The organism is Kutzneria sp. NPDC052558 (genome assembly GCF_044547355.1).
In the GTDB taxonomy this organism is placed as follows: domain Bacteria; phylum Actinomycetota; class Actinomycetes; order Mycobacteriales; family Pseudonocardiaceae; genus Kutzneria.
The window spans coordinates 1-14,853 of the sequence record NZ_JBIUAG010000030.1 but is presented as its reverse complement, the minus strand read 5'-3'; the positions used below and the strand labels follow the sequence as shown (position 1 = coordinate 14,853).

Below are 14,853 nucleotides of genomic sequence, written 5' to 3'. Positions count from 1 at the left end.
GACCGGGCCGTGCCTGTCATCACCGCTCCGCACGAGCACAACACCGAGGACCTCTACGTGGACCTCGAGCCGGTGTTCGACCGGTCGCTGTACCTGAAGGTCGAGGGCTTCAACTTCGCCGGCTCGATCAAGCTCAAGGCCGCGGCCGAGATGGTGGCCGACGCCGAGCGCTCCGGGCTGCTGGGGCCGGGCTCGGTGCTGGTGGAGTCCTCGTCCGGCAACCTGGGCGTGGCGCTGGCGATGATCGCCGCCAGCAAGGGCTACGGCTTCCTGTGCGTCACCGACTCGCGGTGCAACCTGTCCACCCGGCGGCTGATGGAGGCGCTGGGCAGCCAGGTGCACATCATCGCCGAGCCGGACCCGGTCGAGGGTTTCCTGGGCGCGCGCATCACGTTCGTGCGCTCCCTGGTCGACTCGGACGACCGGTACGTGTGGCTGAACCAGTACCGCAACCAGAACAACTGGAAGGCCCACCGGCGGCGCACCGCCCCGGCCATCGCGCGGGCGTTCCCCAAGCTGGACGTGCTGTTCGTCGGGGCCGGCACCACCGGCACCCTGATGGGCTGCGCGCGGTTCTTCCGCGAGTGGCACCGGCCGGTGCGGGTGATCGCGGTGGACAGCGTCGGCTCGGTGACCTTCGGCGGCCCCGCCGGCCGCCGCATGATCCCCGGCCTTGGCACCAGCGTGCGGCCCGCGCTGCTGGACGAGTCCTATGTGGACGAAGTCGTGATGGTGGCCGAGGACGACACCATCCGGGCCTGCCACCGGCTGGCCCGGCGCGGATTTCTCTTCGGCGGCTCCACCGGCACGGTGGTCAGCGGGGCGATGTCCTGGCTGGCCCGGCACGGCGACGACGGTCTGACCGCCGTCGCCATCGCGCCCGACCTGGGTGAGCGGTATTTGGACACTGTGTATCAGAGCAACTGGGTCCACGACCTCTACGGCGACCTGTCGGAGAAGGAGCTGGTCCGGTGATCAAGGCCGAGGGGCTGGTCAAGCGGTTCGGCCGGGCCACCGCCGTCGACGGCGTGGACCTGGTCGTGCCGACCGGGACCGTGCTCGGGGTGCTCGGGCCGAACGGCGCCGGCAAGACCACCACCGTCCGGATGCTGACCACGCTGCTGCGCCCCGACGGCGGGCGGGCCAGCGTGCACGGCCACGACGTGGTGCGGGAGGCCGACCAGGTCCGGCGCATGATCGGGCTGACCGGCCAGTACGCCACCGTGGACGAGGGCATCTCCGGCCGGGAGAACCTGTATCTCATCGGCCGCCTGCTCGACCTCTCGCGGCGGGGCGCCCGGCAGCGAACCGAGCAGCTGCTGGAGCGGTTCGACCTGGTCGACGCGGCCGGCCGGCCGGTGCGGACCTACTCCGGCGGCATGCGGCGGCGGCTCGACCTGGCCGCCAGCCTGGTGGGGGAGCCGTCGGTGCTGTTCCTCGACGAGCCCACCACCGGGCTGGATCCCCGTAGCCGCAACGGTTTGTGGGACGAGGTGCGGGCGCTGGTCGCCGGCGGCGCGACCGTGCTGCTGACCACGCAGTACATGGAGGAGGCCGAGGCCCTGGCCGACGAGGTCGTTGTCATCGACGGCGGCCGCGTCGTCGCCGCCGGACCCACCGAGCAGCTTCGGGCCCGCGTCGGCGGCCAGGTCCTGCACGTGCGCCCCGCCTACGACCGCGACCTGCCGGCCATCGCCCGGCTGCTCGGCGGCGTCCTCGACGACGACCACGTGCGGCTGCCGCTGCCCGACGACACCGCTCTCACCCGGGCGCTGTGGCTGCTCAGCCGCTCCGGGCTGGGCATCGCCGCCGTGGACACCAAGGTGCCCAGCCTCGACGAGGTGTTCCTGACCCTGACCGGGAGGACGTCGTGACCACCGCGACCCAGATCCCCGCCTTCGCCGACCGGCGCTCCGGCGGCGGTCCGCGGGCCGTGCTCCGCCATTCCCTGGCCATCACCCGCCGCAACCTCGTGCAGGTGCGCAACGATCCCGGTCAGCTGCTGGACGCCACCCTGATGCCGATGGTGTTCACCCTGATCTTCGTCTACGTCTTCGGCGGGGCCATCGCCACCGACCAGCACACGTATCTGCAGTACCTGATGCCCGGCATCATGGTCCAGACCCTCGCCTTCGCCTCGCGGGCGTCCGGCATCGGCCTGTCCGTCGACTTCGGCAACGGCCTCATGGACCGCTTCCGCTCGCTGCCCATCGGCCGCTCCGCCGTCCTCACCGGCCGGGTCCTGTCCGACCTCTGCCGCCTGGCCCTCGGCCAGCTGGTCATGCTCACCTTCGCCATGATCATCGGCTTCCGCGTCCAGACCGGCCTCCTGGAGGTCCTGTTCGCCCTCGGCCTCCTGATCGTGTACGGCTTCGCCCTCTGCTGGGTGTCGGCCTACATCGGCCTCGCCGTGCGCAGCCCCCAGACCGTCCAGACCGTCGGCTTCCTCTGGACCATCCCCCTCCAGTTCGGCAGCTCCATGTTCGTGCCCACCGCCACCATGCCCCCCTGGCTGCGCGCCTTCTCCGCCATCAACCCCACCACCCTCGTCACCGACACCGCCCGCGCCCTGCTCAACGGCGGCCCCTACGCCGCCAGCCTGCTCGGCGCGTTCGGCTGGATCGCCGGCCTGCTCCTGGTCTTCGTCCCCCTGTCGGTCTGGCAGTACCGCCGCCGCACCTGATCGTGCCGATCGGCGGTGTCGGGCCCTCGGCCCCGGCGATAAGGTCCGCCACCATGCGCACTGTGCTGGCCGCGGCGGTGTTCGCGGTGTCCACGGCCGTCACGCCGCCGCAACCGGTCACGATCGACGTGCTCACCGTCAGCGGATCGGGGTGCCTGCCGAGCACCACCGCGGTCGCGATCTCGCCCGACAACACCGCGTTCACGGTGACCTACAGCGACTTCCTCGTGCAGGGGCACGGGCAGGCGGCGCACAAGGACTGCACGCTGACGCTTCGCGTGAACCAGCCCGCGGGCTTCGCCTACGGCATCGACGAGATGGACTACCGCGGCTTCGCCCACCTCGACGCCGGCGCCCGCGGCGTGGAGGCGGCGACCTACCACTTCACCGGCCTGCCCACCCGGCGCAGCAGCCAGACCTTCTCCGGTCCGATGGAGGACGACTGGCAGGTCAGCGACCAGCCCGCGGCCGGATCGGTGGTGCACGGGCCGTGCACCGAGCGCCGGCCGCTGACCGTGACCGCCGACCTCCAGCTCAACGGCGCCTCGGCGACCAGCTTCATGTCCATGGACTCCACCGACGGCAGCGTCAGCGCGCGGTTCCACCTGTCCTGGCTGGCCTGCTGACCACCGATCGGCTCAGCGGCGGAAGCGGCGGCGAAGGTCGCGGGCGACCATGGCCCGGAGCATCCGGGACACGACCCGGCCACGGCCGGGCCGGTACGGGTACCAGAGGATCTGTTCCTGGAGCTCGGGGCCGCGGGGAGCGGTGATCGCCTGCATCCGGGTGTACTTGCGGATCCCGCGGGCCCCGCCGAGGCGGGCGCCGATGCCGGAGGACTTCCAGCCGCCGTGCGGCAGGGTGAGGGCGAACAGGTTGAACAGGGCGTCGTTGATGTTGACGGCGCCGACGTCGAGGCGGCGGGCGATGCGCTCGCCGCGGGCGCGGTCGCGGGTCCAGACGCTGGCGGACAGGCCGTACTCGGTGTCGTTGGCCAGCCGGACGGCCTCGTCCTCGTCGGCCACCTTGATCACCGGGATGGTCGGCCCGAACGTCTCCTCCCGCACGCACGACATGCTGTGGTCGACGTCCACCAGCACGGTCGGCTCGAAGAAGGTGCCGGCGCCGGTGGGCTTGCCGCCGGTGAGCACCCGCGCGCCGGCCTGCACGGCCTCGGTGACGTGGCGTTCGACGATGTCCCGCTGGGCCTGGTTGGCCAGGGCTCCGACGTCGACCCGGTAGCCGCGGCCGTCCGCGCCCTGCCGCAGCGATTCGACCACGGCGGTCAGCCGGGCGACGAACTGGTCGTACACGGGCGCCTCGACGTAGACCCGCTCGACCGAGAAGCACACCTGGCCGGCGTTGAACAGCCCGCCCCACGCCACCCCGGCGGCCGCGTGCTCCAGGTCGGCGTCGGCGAGCACGATCGCCGGGTCCTTGCCGCCCAGCTCAAGACCGCACGGCACGAGTCGGTCGGCGGCCGCCCGGGCGACCTGCCGGCCGGTCCGGGTCGAGCCGGTGAACTGGATGTAGTCCACGGTGTCCACCACAGCCGCACCGGTCGCGCCGGCCCCGGTGAGCACCCGCAGCACCGGCGGCGCGCCGATCTCGGCCCAGCCCGTGGCCAACTCCACCGCGGACAGGGGCGTCACCTCGGACGGCTTGAGCGCGACGGCCGCGCCGGCCAGCAGGGCGGGCACGATGTCCAGCCCGGGCATGGCGAGCGGGAAGTTCCACGGCGTGATCACCCCGACCACGGGGTAGGGGCGGTACACCGTGCGAAGCCGCTTGGGCAGGCTCATCGGCCCGGACGCCCGCACCTTCTCGTCGGCGAGGAACGCCGGCGCGTTGCGGGCGTAGTAGTTGATGACGTCGCAGATGAACGGCACTTCCAGCGCCGCCTCGGCCCGCGGCTTGACGGTCTCGGACTGGAGCACGTCGGTCAGCCGGGACTCGTTGTCCAGCAGCCAATCGCGCAGCTTGCCCAGCCACACCCCGCGTCCCTTGGGGCCCAGCGCCTCCCATGCCGTCTGAGCGGCGCGCAGGGCCGTCACGGCGTCGGCGACGACCTTCGGACCCTCGTTGGGAACGCGTCCGACCACACGGCCGTCGGCCGGGTTGCGCACGTCGAGCAGTTCTCGTTCTGAATCGAGCACGCCGACCTCCTGGACCACGATCGCGGCCATCGTCCCACAGCGACGGACGGCCGGCCCGATCCGGTGGGAAGAGACGATCCCGATACCCCGTCCCGGTGATTGACGCGGGCGGTCGTTGCGCTTCGCACCCGACCCGTTACGGTTGAGGGCCTTGAAAAGGCGTCCGGTCGCGGGAGGGGCGAAATGTCGTCGTCGGATCTGGAGTACACCGCGCCGAGCTCGGTTCCGGTGGGAGTGGACCCGACGCGGGCCAGCATCGCCCGGGTGTACGACGCGGCGTTGGGCGGCAAGGACAACTACGAGATCGACCGCCTGGTGCTGCAGCAGGTCGCCACCCGCGCGCCCGAGGTCCGCGACCTGGCCTGGTCCAATCGCAACTTCCTGATCCGGGCGGTGCGGTTCGTGGCCGAACAGGGCGGGATCACCCAGTTCCTGGACTGCGGCTCCGGCCTGCCGACCGCCGAGAACACGCATCAGGTCGTGCAGCGCATCAACCCCGACAGCTCCGTGGTCTATGTGGACAACGACCCGGTGGTGCTGGCCCACGGCCGCGCGCTGCTGGAGGACGCCCCGCACACCCATGTCGTGGCCGAGGACATCTTCAACCCCGCGCGCGTGCTGGGCAACGAGGAGATCCGCCGCTACCTCGACTTCGAGCAGCCGCTGGCGTTGTTGCAGGTGGGCACGCTGCACCACTACAACGCCGACGACGGCGCCGACCTGATGCGCGAGTACATCGACGCCCTGCCCAGCGGCTCGTTCGTGGTCATCGCGCACTTCTTCGACCCGGAGACGCCCGGCCTGACCGAGCTGGCGCAGAAGATGGAGCAGCTGTTCATCCACAGCCCGATGGGCTCGGGCCGGTTCCGCACCGAGAGCCAGCTGCTCGCCTTCGTCGAGGGCCTGGAGATCATGTCGCCCGGCCTCAACAAGGCCCCCGGCCTGGCGCTGTGCGACGAGTGGTGGCCGGACGGCCCGCGGCTGCGCCCGCTCAACGAGGTCGAGCAGTGCATCGCCGGCCTGGTCGCCCGCAAACCCTGACCCGACAGTCCTTCCGGCGTCCGATTCTTCCGCTATTGCCCGCGTGGTCCAGACCAGCCATACTGCTGTTCCGACGCCGGGCCGGAACCGGTGCCGGAGCGTAAAAACGCTTGTCTGACAACGTGTTCGGTCGTTCGCACCCTGACCCGCGAGCGGCCGGGCCGAGCCTTGCCCTTCGGCGGCAATCCCTGCCATCGGCCTCACCTGAAGGAGCACGATGCTGCGAAGAACCTCTGCCCTGCTGGCCGGCGTCGCCGCCGCCATCGCCCTGGTCGTCGTCCCCGCCCTGCCGGCCGCGGCGGCCACCGGCACGATCACCGGCCTGGCCGGCAAGTGCGTCGACGTCGCCGGGGCCAACAGCGCCAACGGCACCGCCGTGCAGCTCTACGACTGCAACGGCACCGGGGCCCAGCAGTGGAACGTGGTCGGCAACGGCCAGATCCAGGCGCTGGGCAAGTGCCTGGACGTCGCCAGCGGCGGCACCGCCAACGGCTCCCTGGTGCAGCTGTACGACTGCAACGGCACCGGCGCCCAGAACTGGACGGTCAGCGCGGCCCGCGACATCGTCAACGTCGCGTCCAACAAGTGCCTCGACGTCACCGGCAACAACTCGGCCAACGGCACCCGGTTACAGATCTGGGACTGCGCCGGCACCGCCAACCAGAAGTGGAACGCCCCCGGCAGCGGCGGGGGAGGCGGCGGCAGCTTCGTGGTCAGCGAGGCGCAGTTCAACTCGCTGTTCCCCAGCCGCAACGGCTTCTACACCTACAGCGGCCTGGTCGCGGCGCTGAGCGCCTACCCGGCGTTCGCCACCACCGGCAGCGACACGGTGAAGAAGCAGGAGGCCGCGGCCTTCCTGGCCAACGTGGCCCACGAGACCGGCAACCTGGTCTACGTGACCGAGATCGACAAGTCCGGCAACTACTGCGACGCCAGCCGGCCCTACGGTTGCCCGGCCGGCGCCGCGTACTACGGCCGCGGCCCGATCCAGTTGAGCTGGAACTTCAACTACTACGCCGCCGGCCAGGCCCTCGGCCTGGGCAACACCCTGCTGAACAACCCGTACCTGGTCGAGCAGGACTCGGCGATCGCCTGGAAGACCGGCATCTGGTACTGGATGACGCAGACCGGCCCGGGCACCATGACCCCGCACAACGCGATGGTCACCGGGGCCGGCTTCGGCCAGACGATCCGCAGCATCAACGGCAGCCTGGAGTGCGACGGCCGCAACCCCGCCCAGGTCCAGAGCCGCGTGGACAACTACAACCGGATCGTCGGCGTGCTCGGCGTCCCGGCCGGCAACAACCTCTACTGCTGACCGACCGGCCCGGGGCGTCGTGTTCGGCGCCTCGGGCTGTTCCGGCCGCGTGACGCTAGGCTGGCGGCGGGCGACGGTCGGTGAGGAGGTTGGCGGTGGATCACCGGGGCACGAATCTGCCCGCCGTCGGCGAGTACAACCAGACGGTCGTGCTCGACGCCATCCGCCGCCGGCCCGAGGGCAGCACCCGGTCGGAGATCGCCGCCCTGACCGCGCTCAGCGCGATGACCGTGACGAAGGTCTGCCGGCGACTGCTCGACGCGGGCCTCATCGAGGAACAGGGCATGCGCACCGGCGGCCCCGGCAAGCCGGCGGCCGTCGTCAAGCTCAACCCCGGCGGCGGATTCGCCGTCGGCGTCCACATCGACCCGGCCGCCGTGAGCTACGTGCTGATGGATCTGTCCGGGGCGATCCTGGATCACTCGCGCACCGGCACGCCGACCGCCGGCGACGCGAGCGTGGTCATCGCCGAGATGGCCGCCGCGATCGACGCGCTCATCGACGGTTCCGGCGTCGACCGGTCCCGCGTGCTCGGCATCGGCATCGCCTCACCCGGGCCGGTGACCGTGGACGACGGTGTGCTGCTGAACCCGCCGATGATGCCCAACTGGCACCGGGTCGCGCTGCGTAGTTCGCTCGCCGAGGCCACCGGGCTGCCCGTCCTGTTGGAAAAGGACACCACCGCCACCGTCATCGCCGAACTCTGGTACGCCAGCCCCGGCACCCGCCGCGACTTCGCGTTCATGTACTACGGCACCGGTCTGGGCACGGGTCTGTCGCTGTCGGGCGAGGTCGTCCGCGGCGTCAGCTCCAACGCCGGCGACGCCGGCCATATCACTGTCGATCCCGACGGTCCCGTGTGCACCTGCGGCCGTCGTGGCTGCGTCGGCTACGTGACCGTGCCGCGGGTGGTGGTGGAACGCGCCGTGCGGGACGGTGTGCTGACGCCGGCCGAGGTCGGCGACGTCGACGATATGTCCGATGTGGACTCCTCGTTGCGCCGATTGGCCGAGCTGGCTCAACAGGGCCACTCCGCCGCGGTCGCCATCCTCGCCGACGTCTCGCGCGCCCTGGCCCGGGCCATCGTGGTGATCGTGAACCTGCTCGACATCGACGAGGTCGTGTTCGGCGGTCCCTTCTGGGCCAGCATCTCCCCGGTCATCCTGGCCGCCCTGCCGGAGGCGGTCCGGGCCGACCCCGCGCTGGTGTCGCCCCATCCCGTCCGCATCGTCGAGTCCGCGATCCCGGTCGACGTCGCCGCCGTCGGCGCGGCCACCCTCATGCTCGACAACACCTTCTCGCCCCGCCCCTCCGCCCTCCTCCTCACCGCCGAGTAACCGCGCCCCTCCTTCCCCCTCTCACGTGCGGCACGCTGTTTCCCTTTGCGCACAAGCGATTACCGGCTGCGAGTTTGCGATAGCAATCGTTGCCGGTAATTACGATATATGGTTTAGTAACTCCGGTCACGGGAGCCCGGCGGCCGTGTCCCCGTCTCGAGGCCTCGCGACCCCTTGAGTGAGAAGCGTCAACGTCGACCCGGCGGCGTCGTTCGCCTGCCGTTCTCCGTGAGGAAGAATATGAGCAAGAATCGCTTGGTGGGGGTAGTCGCCGCGGTCGCCACCGCCGTGACGGCACTCGCCGCCTGCTCGTCGCCGGCGCCGTCGGACAGTTCGACCGCGGCCTCGTGCACGCCGTCCCAGGGCAAGGTCACCCTCCAGTACTGGAACACGGTGTCCGGTATGGACCAGGTGGTCGCCTTGTGGAACAAGGAAAACCCGAACATCCAGGTCCAGACCAAGAACATCGCCAACGACCAGTACGGCGCGATCGGCAACGCGCTCAAGGCCGGCACCGCGCCGGACCTGGCCCAGGTCGGCTACGACGAGCTGCCCGACCAGCGCACCCAGGGCGCCTTCGTGGACGCCTCGGCCTGCGCCGACGCCATGGCGGCCAAGGACAAGTTCGTGCCGTGGACCTGGTCGCAGACCAGCTTCGGCGGCACCGGCGTGTTCGCGCTCCCGCAGGACACCGGCCCGATGGCCCTGTACGTGCGCAGCGACATCTTCAGCCAGCACGGCCTGACCATCCCCAAGACCTGGGACGAGTACGCGGCCGACGCGCAGAAGCTGCACGACGCCGACCCCAGTCTGACCATCACCTTCTTCGACCCCAACAACGCCGAGTGGTTCAACGGGCTTCTCTGGCAGGCCAAGGCGAAGATGTACAGCTACAGCGGCGACACCTGGCACGTCACGGTGGATTCCGCGCAGAGCAAGCAGGTCGCCGACTACTGGCAGAAGCTCATCGACGCCAAGCTGGTCCGCACCGACCTGGCCAACACCTCCACCCCGATGTACGCCGCGTACGAGAAGAACCAGGTCGCCACCTATGTCGGCGCCGCATGGGGCTACGGCAACTTCCGGGACAACCTGCCCGACCAGGCCGGCAAGTGGACGGTGGTGCCGATGCCGACCTGGAGCGGCAGCACGGCGTCCGGCGACTGGGGCGGGTCCAGCGTGGCGTTCATGAAGGGCGGCCAGCACCTCTACGAGGCGGTCAAGTTCTCCCTGTGGCTGAACTCCGACCCGGAGGCGCTCGCGCTGGAGAACAAGGTGGGCGGGCTCTACCCGGCGGCGACCGCCGGCCTGGCGCTTCCCCAGCTGTCGCAAGGGGTTCCGTACTACAGCAACCAGAAGATCTTCGACGTCTTCGCCGAGTCCTCCAAGCAGGTCGACACCAGCTTCACCTGGGGGCCGACGCAGAAGGCGGTGAACGTGGCCTTGCAGGACGCGATGGCCAAGGCCACGGCCGGCGCCGGCAAGCTCACCGACGCGCTGGCCACCGCCCAGTCGACGGCCCTGTCGTCGATGAAGGCGCAGGCGATCCCGGCCGTGGCGGGAAACTGACCTCGGCATGACTGACCTCAGCATGCCCGTGGGTGGCCGTCGCCGTCGTGGCGTCGGCCGCCCACGGGCGGCCACGATCCTCGTGTTCGTGCTGCCCTTCGTCCTGCCGTTCGTGCTGTTCTACCTGCTGCCGGTGATGTACGCGCTGTGGCAGAGCTTCCTGGTCCAGCGCCGCACCGGCGGCATGTACGGCACGCTGTACACGACGTTCGGCGGCTTCACCCAGTACGCGCAGGCGTTGCAGAACACCGAGTTCTGGGGCAGCCTCGGCCGCATCGCGCTGTTCGGCATCGTGCAGGTGCCGGTGATGCTGTTCGTGGCGCTGGCGATGGCGCTGGTGTTGGACGCGCCCTTGTTGCGGCTCAAGTCCTTCTTCCGGATCGCGGCGTTCATGCCGTACGCCGTGCCCGGGGTGATCGCCGCGATCATGTGGGCCTTCCTGTACTCGCCGCAGTTGAGCCCGGTGGTCGAGCTGTTGCAGAACATCGGCCTACAGCCGGACTTCCTCGGCCCCGGCGCGGTGCTGTGGTCGGCGGCCAACGTGTCGACCTGGCTGTGGACCGGCTACAACATGCTCATCATGTTCTCGGCGCTGCAAGCGATCCCGCAGGACCTCTACGAGGCGGCGCGGCTGGACGGGGCCGGCGACTGGGCGATCGCCTGGCGGATCAAGGTGCCGATCATCGCCCCGTCGATCGTGCTGACCACGGTGTTCTCGATCATCGGCACGTTGCAGCTCTACGCCGAACCGGCGGTGCTGCGCCAGATCTCGTCCACCATCTCCAGCACCTTCACGCCGAACATGCTCGCCTACACCGTGGCCTCGGGCAACAACTACCAGCAGGCGGCGGCGATCTCCGTGCTGCTGGCGGTGATCACCTTCGTGCTGAGCCTCGGCTTCATGCGACTGACCTCGAGGAGGACCGGGCTGTGAACGGCGCCACCGCGACCCGGCAGCGCCTGGCCAGCCGCACCGCGTCGATGGCCATCATGTTCGTGCTGGCCATCTACTTCCTGCTGCCCATCTACTTCCTGTTCGTCGCTGCCACCAAGCCGCAGGGCGACCTGGCCTCCACGTTCGGCCTGGCGTTCGCGCACTTCCAGCTGTTCGAGAACCTGGGCGACCTGTTCTCCCGAAGCGGTGGGATCTTCGCGCAGTGGGCGCTGAACAGCGTGATCTACGCGGTGCTCGGCGCCGGCGTCGGCACCCTGATCTCCGCGCTGTGCGGCTACGCGCTGGCCAAGTTCCGCTTCCGTGGCCGCGAATTCCTGTTCTCGGTCATCCTCGGCGGCGTGCTCGTGCCCACCACCGCGCTGGCGCTGCCGCTGTTCCTGCTGTTCTCGGCGGCCGGGCTGGTCAACACCTACCTGGCGGTGTTCCTGCCGAGCATCGTCAGCCCGTTCGGCGTGTACCTGGCCCGGATCTTCGCCGGCGCCGCCGTGCCCGACGAGATCCTGGAGGCGGCCCGGCTGGACGGGGCCGGCGAGCTGCGCACGTTCTTCTCGGTGTCGGTCCGGCTGATGACGCCCTCGCTGGTGACGATCTTCCTGTTCCAGTTCGTGGCCATCTGGAACAACTTCTTCCTGCCGATGGTGATGCTGCAGAAGGAGTCGCTGTTCCCGATCACGCTCGGCCTGTACGAGTGGAACGGCCAGACCGTGCACATTCCCGACCTCCAGGAGTCGGTGATCACCGGCGCGCTGGTGTCGATCATTCCGGTGATCATCGTTTTCGTCCTGCTGCAACGGTTCTGGCGGTCCGGGCTGGCCGCCGGTTCCGTCAAGTGAGTCACGTCGTCTCTGGGGAGCAAGCCTTGTCGAACAACGCCGTCTTCGTGCCCCATTTCCACTGGGACCGGGAGTGGTACGAGCCGTTCCAGGTGTTCCGCCACCGGCTCGTCGCCGCGTTGGACACGGTGTTGGCCACGGCCGAGGCCGATCCCGACTTCCGGTTCACTGTGGACGGTCAGCTGGCCGCGGTCGAGGACTACCTGGAGATGCGGCCGGAGAACCGCGATCGGGTCGCGGCATTGGTCGCAAGTGGACGGTTGGCGATCGGCCCGTGGCTCATCCTGCTCGACGAGTTCCTGTGCTCGGGCGAGACCATCGTGCGCAACCTCCAGCTGGGCTGGGCGGCGGCGGCCAAGCTCGGCGGGGCGATGCCGATCGGCTATCTGCCGGACATGTTCGGGCACGTCGCGCAGATGCCGCAGATCCTGGCCCGGGCCGGCTTCGAGCACGCGGCCCTGTGGCGGGGCGTCCCGTCTTCCGTGCAGGGCCACGCTTTCCGCTGGCGCGGCCCCGACGGCTCCGAGGTGCGGACCGAGTTCCTGTTCGACGGCTACGACAACGGCCTCGACGTGCTGCTGGTGCCGGACGAGATCGGCCGTGCGCTCGACGAGTACGCGGAGATGACCGCGCAGCGGTGGGGAAACGACCCGGTGCTGGCGATGGCCGGCACCGACCACGTCGCCCCCGACCCTCGGCTGGCGAGCTGGCTGCGACGCGACGCCACCGACGAACGCCCGATCACCATTGCGACGCTGGCCGAATACGTGCAGGAACACGCCCGGGACGAGGTGACCACTGTCGTCACCGGCGAGCTGCGCAGCCATGTTCGGGGCAACATCCTGCCCGGCGTGCTGTCCGTGCGGCGCCCGCTCAAGCAGCGGATGGCCGTCGCCGAGCGCACCATCGATCACGCCGAGCGCGTGAACGCACTGTGGTCGGCCAAGGACGAGTCGCAGTTCCTCGCCCTGGCATGGCACAAGATCATCGAATCGACGGCGCACGACTCGGTGGTCGGCTCCGGCACGGACGAGACGGCTGACCAGGTCGAGGCCCGCCTGGCCGAGGCCGCGCACATCGCGCGGGCGGTTCGGGATGGCGCACTGGCCGAGCGTGCCGCCGCGGCGCCCAGCGACGGCTATCTGGTGGCCAACCCGCTGCCCATCCCGCGTACGACGCTGGTCGAGGTGGATGTCCTTACGCCGCAAGACGAATCGGCGCTGGTCGCGACCGCCGCCGACGGTTCGACGCGACCGGTGCAGCTGACGTCGCTGGCCCCCACCGTGCTTGGCGACGAGCGCGTCGACGCCTCGCAGCTCGAACGCGTGCTGCGCCGCATTCACCGCCGCGAGCTGTTCGGCCGTCAGATCGATCGCTACGAGCTCACCCCGGGCAAGCTGGTCTTCCATCTCGCCGAGGTGCCCACCAGCGGCCCGTTCGACCTCATGATCCTCCGCCGCGAGGTCGCCGCCGCGGCCGCCGCGCACCCGGGGGAGTGGACGGTGCTGACCCTGGCCGAAGCCCGCGCGACCGCCTTGGTGCCGGTCGACGTCCCCGCATCGGGATTGGCGAGCTTCCGCGTCGAACCCGGATCGGCGGCCGAAGTGGCGTCTGCGACAGTGGCGTCTGCGACGGCGACGGCTCGTGGGCTGTCGAACGGGTTGGTTTCCGTCGAGTTGAACTCCGACGGCACCTTCGATATCACAGGGGCCGACGGCACCGTGTTGCGTGGTGTTGGGCGGCTCGTCGACGGCGGCGATCGCGGCGACAGCTACAACTACGGCCCGCCGGCCAAGGACGTGCTGGTCAGCGATCCCACCGATGTCGTGGTCGACGTGCTGGAGACCGGGCCGCTGCGGGCGCGGGTGCGGATCACCCGGAGCTACCCGTTGCCGACCGCGCTGTCCGATGACCGTGACGTGCGCGGGGACGAGATTGTGTCAACGCCCGTGGAAACCGTGGTCGAGGTGTGGGCCGGTGAACCGTTCGTGCGGGTCTCGACCTCGTTCCTCAACCGGTCCGCCGATCACCGGCTGCGCTGGCATGCGCCGCTGCCCTCGCCCGTCGACGGTTCGGCGTCCTGCGGCCAGTTCTCCGTCACCGAGCGGGGGCTGACCGCCGAGGGCGGCTGGGGCGAGTTCCCGATCCCCACCTTCCCCGCCAGCTCGTTCGTGTCGGCCGGCGCGGCCACCGTGCTGCTCGACCACGCCACCGAATACGAGGTCGTCGGCGGCGACGAGCTGGCGATCACCCTGCTGCGGGCCATCGGCTCCATCAGCGTCAACATCCATCCCCTGCGCGACGAGCCCGCCGCCTCCGAGATCCCCGCCCCCGGCGCCCAGGAACTCGGCGTCCGCATCGACAACCGCTTCGCCCTCCTGCCCTCCGCCGCCGGCTGGCAGGCCGCCGAGGCCGTGGCCCACGCCGAGGCCTTCCGTAACGATGTACTCGTTACTCGCGGCACCGGCGCCGCCGGCGGTCCGCTGCCCGAGGACGGCACCGGCATTCGGGTCGACGGGGCGGACATCTTCGTGTCGAGCATCCGCCGTATCCCTGACGTCGGCACCGAAGTTCGGTTGGTTGCCATGACCTCTGGCGGGTCGACCGCTCGGATCAGCGGTTCGTTCACCGAGGGCACGACTGTTGATCTGCTTGGGCGGCCGCTTTCCAGCGTTCCTGCGCCAGAGGGGCTTGAGCTGACTCTTGGTCCTTGGGAGATCAGGTCGGTGGTGCTCCGGTAGTGGGTGTGGTTGTGGTTGTGTGTGTGGGTGCTTTGGGTGCCCGCGCCGCGCGGTTGCCGGGGGGTGGGGATTGCGGTGAGAGGTGGGGACGTTGTTCGGTTTAGGGGGCGGGGTGGGGTGGTTAGTGACTCCGGGTGGATTTTGCGCGGAGGCCTCTGGGCGATGGCGTATCAAGGCGCTATCGGGCAGGCTCCGCCTGCCTCGATACGCAAGAAGCTTA

The 14,853-nt window shown here is 70.0% G+C and carries 12 protein-coding genes; 11 read left to right on the top strand and 1 reads right to left on the bottom strand.

Annotation, left to right across the window (positions count from 1 at the left end; translation table 11 throughout):
• Positions 1-9: 9 nt before the first annotated feature.
• Genes sbnA through ACIG5F_RS38150 form a run of 4 tightly spaced genes read left to right on the top strand, consistent with a single transcriptional unit; the run spans position 10 to position 3,309 of the window.
• Entirely contained in the window at positions 10-975 is a 966-nt protein-coding gene (gene sbnA, locus ACIG5F_RS38165; RefSeq protein WP_396524905.1) for a 2,3-diaminopropionate biosynthesis protein SbnA, read from the top strand.
• Entirely contained in the window at positions 972-1,874 is a 903-nt protein-coding gene (locus ACIG5F_RS38160; protein WP_396524903.1) for an ATP-binding cassette domain-containing protein, read from the top strand. Before sbnA ends, ACIG5F_RS38160 begins: the two co-directional genes overlap by 4 nt.
• Positions 1,871-2,683, top strand: a complete 813-nt coding sequence (locus ACIG5F_RS38155) for an ABC transporter permease (protein ID WP_396524902.1) — start codon at positions 1,871-1,873, stop codon at positions 2,681-2,683. Before ACIG5F_RS38160 ends, ACIG5F_RS38155 begins: the two co-directional genes overlap by 4 nt.
• Positions 2,684-2,736: 53 nt before the next feature.
• Positions 2,737-3,309: a DUF4360 domain-containing protein gene (locus ACIG5F_RS38150; RefSeq protein ID WP_396524901.1), complete on the top strand. Its 573-nt coding sequence runs from the start codon at positions 2,737-2,739 to the stop codon at positions 3,307-3,309.
• Positions 3,310-3,321: 12 nt separating this feature from the next.
• Here the strand turns inward: ACIG5F_RS38150 and ACIG5F_RS38145 are convergent, their stop codons facing one another.
• Entirely contained in the window at positions 3,322-4,869 is a 1,548-nt protein-coding gene (locus ACIG5F_RS38145; RefSeq protein ID WP_396524899.1) for an aldehyde dehydrogenase family protein, read from the bottom strand.
• A gap of 153 nt (positions 4,870-5,022) precedes the next feature.
• Here ACIG5F_RS38145 and ACIG5F_RS38140 point away from each other — a divergent pair, with 153 nt between their 5' ends.
• From ACIG5F_RS38140 to ACIG5F_RS38110, 7 genes are all read left to right on the top strand, one after another.
• Entirely contained in the window at positions 5,023-5,880 is an 858-nt protein-coding gene (locus ACIG5F_RS38140) for an SAM-dependent methyltransferase (protein WP_396524898.1), read from the top strand.
• Between the two features lie 217 nt (positions 5,881-6,097).
• Complete coding sequence (locus ACIG5F_RS38135; RefSeq protein WP_396524897.1) at positions 6,098-7,198, top strand: glycoside hydrolase family 19 protein; 1,101 nt, start codon at positions 6,098-6,100, stop codon at positions 7,196-7,198.
• Between the two features lie 95 nt (positions 7,199-7,293).
• Positions 7,294-8,535: an ROK family transcriptional regulator gene (locus ACIG5F_RS38130; protein ID WP_396524896.1), complete on the top strand. Its 1,242-nt coding sequence runs from the start codon at positions 7,294-7,296 to the stop codon at positions 8,533-8,535.
• 240 nt (positions 8,536-8,775) lie between these two features.
• The gene (locus ACIG5F_RS38125) at positions 8,776-10,104 is read left to right on the top strand and encodes an ABC transporter substrate-binding protein (protein ID WP_396524895.1); all 1,329 of its coding nucleotides are present in this window, start codon (positions 8,776-8,778) and stop codon (positions 10,102-10,104) included.
• A 7-nt stretch (positions 10,105-10,111) separates the two neighbouring features.
• Positions 10,112-11,038: a carbohydrate ABC transporter permease gene (locus ACIG5F_RS38120; RefSeq protein ID WP_396524894.1), complete on the top strand. Its 927-nt coding sequence runs from the start codon at positions 10,112-10,114 to the stop codon at positions 11,036-11,038.
• A 47-nt stretch (positions 11,039-11,085) separates the two neighbouring features.
• Complete coding sequence (locus ACIG5F_RS38115) at positions 11,086-11,892, top strand: carbohydrate ABC transporter permease (protein WP_396524954.1); 807 nt, start codon at positions 11,086-11,088, stop codon at positions 11,890-11,892.
• A 26-nt stretch (positions 11,893-11,918) separates the two neighbouring features.
• Positions 11,919-14,633, top strand: coding sequence for a hypothetical protein (locus ACIG5F_RS38110; protein WP_396524893.1), 2,715 nt, complete (start codon positions 11,919-11,921; stop codon positions 14,631-14,633).
• The last annotated feature ends 220 nt before the right edge of the window (positions 14,634-14,853 follow it).

What these genes read in the sequence shown, in the direction of transcription:
- ACIG5F_RS38150 (WP_396524901.1), top strand. Translation starts at nt 2,737, where the DNA reads ATGCGCACTGTGCTGGCCGCGGCGGTGTTCGCGGTGTCCACGGCCGTC.
- ACIG5F_RS38120 (WP_396524894.1), top strand. Translation starts at nt 10,112, where the DNA reads ATGACTGACCTCAGCATGCCCGTGGGTGGCCGTCGCCGTCGTGGCGTC.
- ACIG5F_RS38125 (WP_396524895.1), top strand. Translation starts at nt 8,776, where the DNA reads ATGAGCAAGAATCGCTTGGTGGGGGTAGTCGCCGCGGTCGCCACCGCC.
- ACIG5F_RS38140 (WP_396524898.1), top strand. Translation starts at nt 5,023, where the DNA reads ATGTCGTCGTCGGATCTGGAGTACACCGCGCCGAGCTCGGTTCCGGTG.
- ACIG5F_RS38115 (WP_396524954.1), top strand. Translation starts at nt 11,086, where the DNA reads ATGGCCATCATGTTCGTGCTGGCCATCTACTTCCTGCTGCCCATCTAC.
- ACIG5F_RS38145 (WP_396524899.1), bottom strand. Translation starts at nt 4,869, where the DNA reads ATGGCCGCGATCGTGGTCCAGGAGGTCGGCGTGCTCGATTCAGAACGA.
- ACIG5F_RS38135 (WP_396524897.1), top strand. Translation starts at nt 6,098, where the DNA reads ATGCTGCGAAGAACCTCTGCCCTGCTGGCCGGCGTCGCCGCCGCCATC.